The 2960-nt window shown below is 65.6% G+C and carries 2 protein-coding genes and 2 pseudogenes; all 4 read left to right on the plus strand.

What is annotated here, in order from left to right; all coding sequences use genetic code 11:
* Window positions 1-139 precede the first annotated feature (139 nt).
* Entirely contained in the window at window positions 140-514 is a 375-nt protein-coding gene (locus G3436_RS21300) for a YkgJ family cysteine cluster protein (RefSeq protein ID WP_163949156.1), read from the plus strand.
* A gap of 134 nt (window positions 515-648) precedes the next feature.
* Complete coding sequence (locus G3436_RS21305; protein ID WP_163949159.1) at window positions 649-927, plus strand: hypothetical protein; 279 nt, start codon at window positions 649-651, stop codon at window positions 925-927.
* A 22-nt stretch (window positions 928-949) separates the two neighbouring features.
* Window positions 950-2643: pseudogene (locus G3436_RS21310) on the plus strand (molecular chaperone HscC).
* Window positions 2644-2653: 10 nt separating this feature from the next.
* Window positions 2654-2960, plus strand: a pseudogene (locus G3436_RS29050) (J domain-containing protein); the annotation flags it as partial.

The following is a 2960-nucleotide window of genomic DNA, read 5'->3' on the forward strand; positions in this document are numbered from 1 at the left end:
TGCCAGCGAAGGGCTGTAAATCAGCCACCCGTCGGCCACCGATATTTCTTTCACCGCCCCCCTTCTCAACGCCACGCCGAAGCATAGAATGATCGCCGGGTTCCTCCCTATAACGATAATTCTCCCCCCTCCCCAAATCATGTCCGAAAACAATCCCTGTTTGACTTGCGGTGCCTGCTGCGCGTATTTCCGTGTGTCCTTTTTCTGGGGTGAATGCACCTCGGCCGGTGGCGTGGTGCCGGATGAGCTGGTGGTGCAGATCAACCCGACCCGGGTGGCAATGATCGGCACCGATGCCAAGCCGTGCCGTTGCATCGGCCTGGAAGGGGAAATCGGCAAAGGCGTCAGTTGCTCGCTGTACGCCCAGCGTTCCAGCCCCTGTCGCGAGTTCGACGCGGCGTGGGTCAACGGCCAGCCCAACGACGACTGCAACGCCGCGCGGGCCGCCCATGGCCTGCCGCCCCTGGAAGCCAACGAGCCGTTCTGGCCCGCCGAAGACCCGGAGGTGGCCTGACCGTTTGTCGGTTGGCTGACGCTGTAAGTTTGACGACGCCCTGTATCCACAGGGCGCATTGCCCAATTATTAACACTGTTTGACGTACGACCTTTCCGATAGCGCTTGCGCAAAGCCGCTACACATTCCAGTTGATGGCCAGTGCCAACGACATCAACTTCAACAACCTGATCGTGCAGAGCGGCAGTTGGACATTGTCTGGTGCGTTGACCGGGGTCACCAGCACCAGCCTCAACGCCGGTGGCCTCGTGCTGGGCAACAACCTGGCGCTGCGCAGCGGGGCATTGAACAAGCCTGACGCAGACCTGCGTTTCATCGAGGGTGGTGCCGGTTTTACCACCCAGGGGGCACCGATTGCAGCGAGTGATGGCGGTGGCCTGAACGCAGGCACCTCAAGTACCATCACCCTCTGATTTTTTGAGAGGGAACTCGCTGATGATCGTCGGTATCGACCTGGGGACGACCCACAGCCTGGTGGCCATTTGGCGGCACGGCGCCTCTGAACTGGTGCCCAATGCACTGGGCCAACTGCTCACCCCAAGCGTGGTCGGGCTCGATGACGAAGGCCGTGTGCTGGTCGGCCAGGCGGCCCGCGAGCGCTTGCACACCCATCCCAAGCTGACCACCGCGCTGTTCAAGCGCTACATGGGCAGCAACCAGCAAGTGCCGCTGGGCGGCCGTTCGTACCGCCCCGAGGAGCTCTCGGCGCTGGTGCTCAAGAGCCTCAAGGAAGACGTCGAGCGCGCCTTTGGCGAACCGGTCACCGAAGCGGTGATCAGCGTGCCGGCCTATTTCAGCGATGCCCAGCGCAAGGCCACGCGGGTGGCCGGGGAACTGGCGGGCCTGCGCGTCGAAAAGCTGATCAACGAACCGACCGCCGCCGCGCTCGCCTACGGCCTGCACCAGCGCGACAAGGAAACCTCGTTCCTGGTCTTCGACCTGGGCGGCGGTACGTTCGACGTGTCGATCCTGGAGCTGTTCGAAGGCGTGATGGAAGTGCGTGCCAGCGCCGGCGACAACTACCTGGGCGGCGAAGACTTCGACCAGGTGCTGCTCGAGCATTTTGTGCAGTGCCAGCAGGACCACGCCTTCCCCGGCGTCGAAGCGCTGCTGCAACCGCTGCGGCGCGAGGCCGAGCGGGTGCGCAAGCTACTGGGGCAGGCGCAGGAAGCCGAGTTCGTGGTGCGCCTGGACGGCCGGCAATGGCGTCACCGCTATACCCAGGAGGCCATGGCCGAGCTTTTCGCGCCGCTGCTGGCGCGCTTGCGCGCGCCGATCGAACGCGCCTTGCGCGATGCGCGCATCCGCGCCTCGGACCTCGACGAGGTGCTGCTGGTGGGCGGCACCACGCGCATGCCGCTGGTGCGCAAGCTGGCCGCCGGGCTGTTCGGGCGTTTCCCTTCCATCAGCCTCAACCCCGATGAAGTGGTGGCCCATGGCGCCGCCGTGCAGGCCGCGCTCAAGGCCCGCGACGCGGCGCTCGAAGAGGTGGTGCTGACCGACGTGTGCTCCTACACCCTGGGCATGGAGACCATGCGTCAGTTCGGCGAGCGCCACGAGAGCGGGCACTACCTGCCGATCATCGAGCGCAACAGCGTGGTGCCGGTCAGCCGGGTGCAGACGGTGTACACCGTGAGCGACCAGCAGGAGCAGGTGCTGGTCAAGGTGTTCCAGGGCGAAAGCCGGCTGGTCAAGGACAACGTCCTGCTGGGGGTACTGGAGATTCCCGTGCCCAAGCGCAAGGCCGGCGAGGTGGCGCTGGACGTACGCTTCACCTACGACATCAACGGCATTCTCGAAGCCCAGGTGAGCATCCCGCTGACGGCGATCAGCATGCGCTGGTGATCGAGAACAACCCCGGCGTGCTCAGCGCCGAAGAAATTCGCGAGCGCCTGGTGGCACTGGCCGAGCTCAAGACCCACCCCCGCGACCAACAGCCCAACACCCTGTTGCTGGCGCGCCTGGAGCGCCTGTACCAGGAGAGCCTGGGCGAGTTGCGCGAGCGTGTCGGGGCCTGGGCCGCGCACTTTCAGCGGGTGCTCGAAACCCAGGACGAACGGCAGATCCGTGAAGTGCGCCACGACCTGAGCCAGCGCGTGAATGAACTGGGCCAGGACAGCTGGCGTTGAGGGAGCGGCAATGAGCGATGTGATCGACGACTGCTGGAGCGTGCTGGGCCTGGCGCCCGGTACTGATGAGCGCAGTATCCGCCGCCAGTATGCGCGCCTGCTCAAGGTGCACGCCCGGATGAAGACCCGCAGGCTTTCCAGCGCCTGCGCGAGGCGTATGAGCTGGCCCTGGCGCAAACCCGCTGGGAAGTGGAGGACGAGGCGGTCGAGGCGGCCCCGGCGCCGATCGACTGCGCGCCTGCGCGCGAACCGGCAGGGGTGTTTGCCGAGCCGCAGGTCGAGGCGCCCCGGACCAGCAGCGACAGGCCCAGGCCCTG

This window comes from Pseudomonas brassicae (assembly GCF_010671725.1).
In the GTDB taxonomy this organism is placed as follows: Bacteria; Pseudomonadota; Gammaproteobacteria; order Pseudomonadales; family Pseudomonadaceae; genus Aquipseudomonas; species Aquipseudomonas brassicae.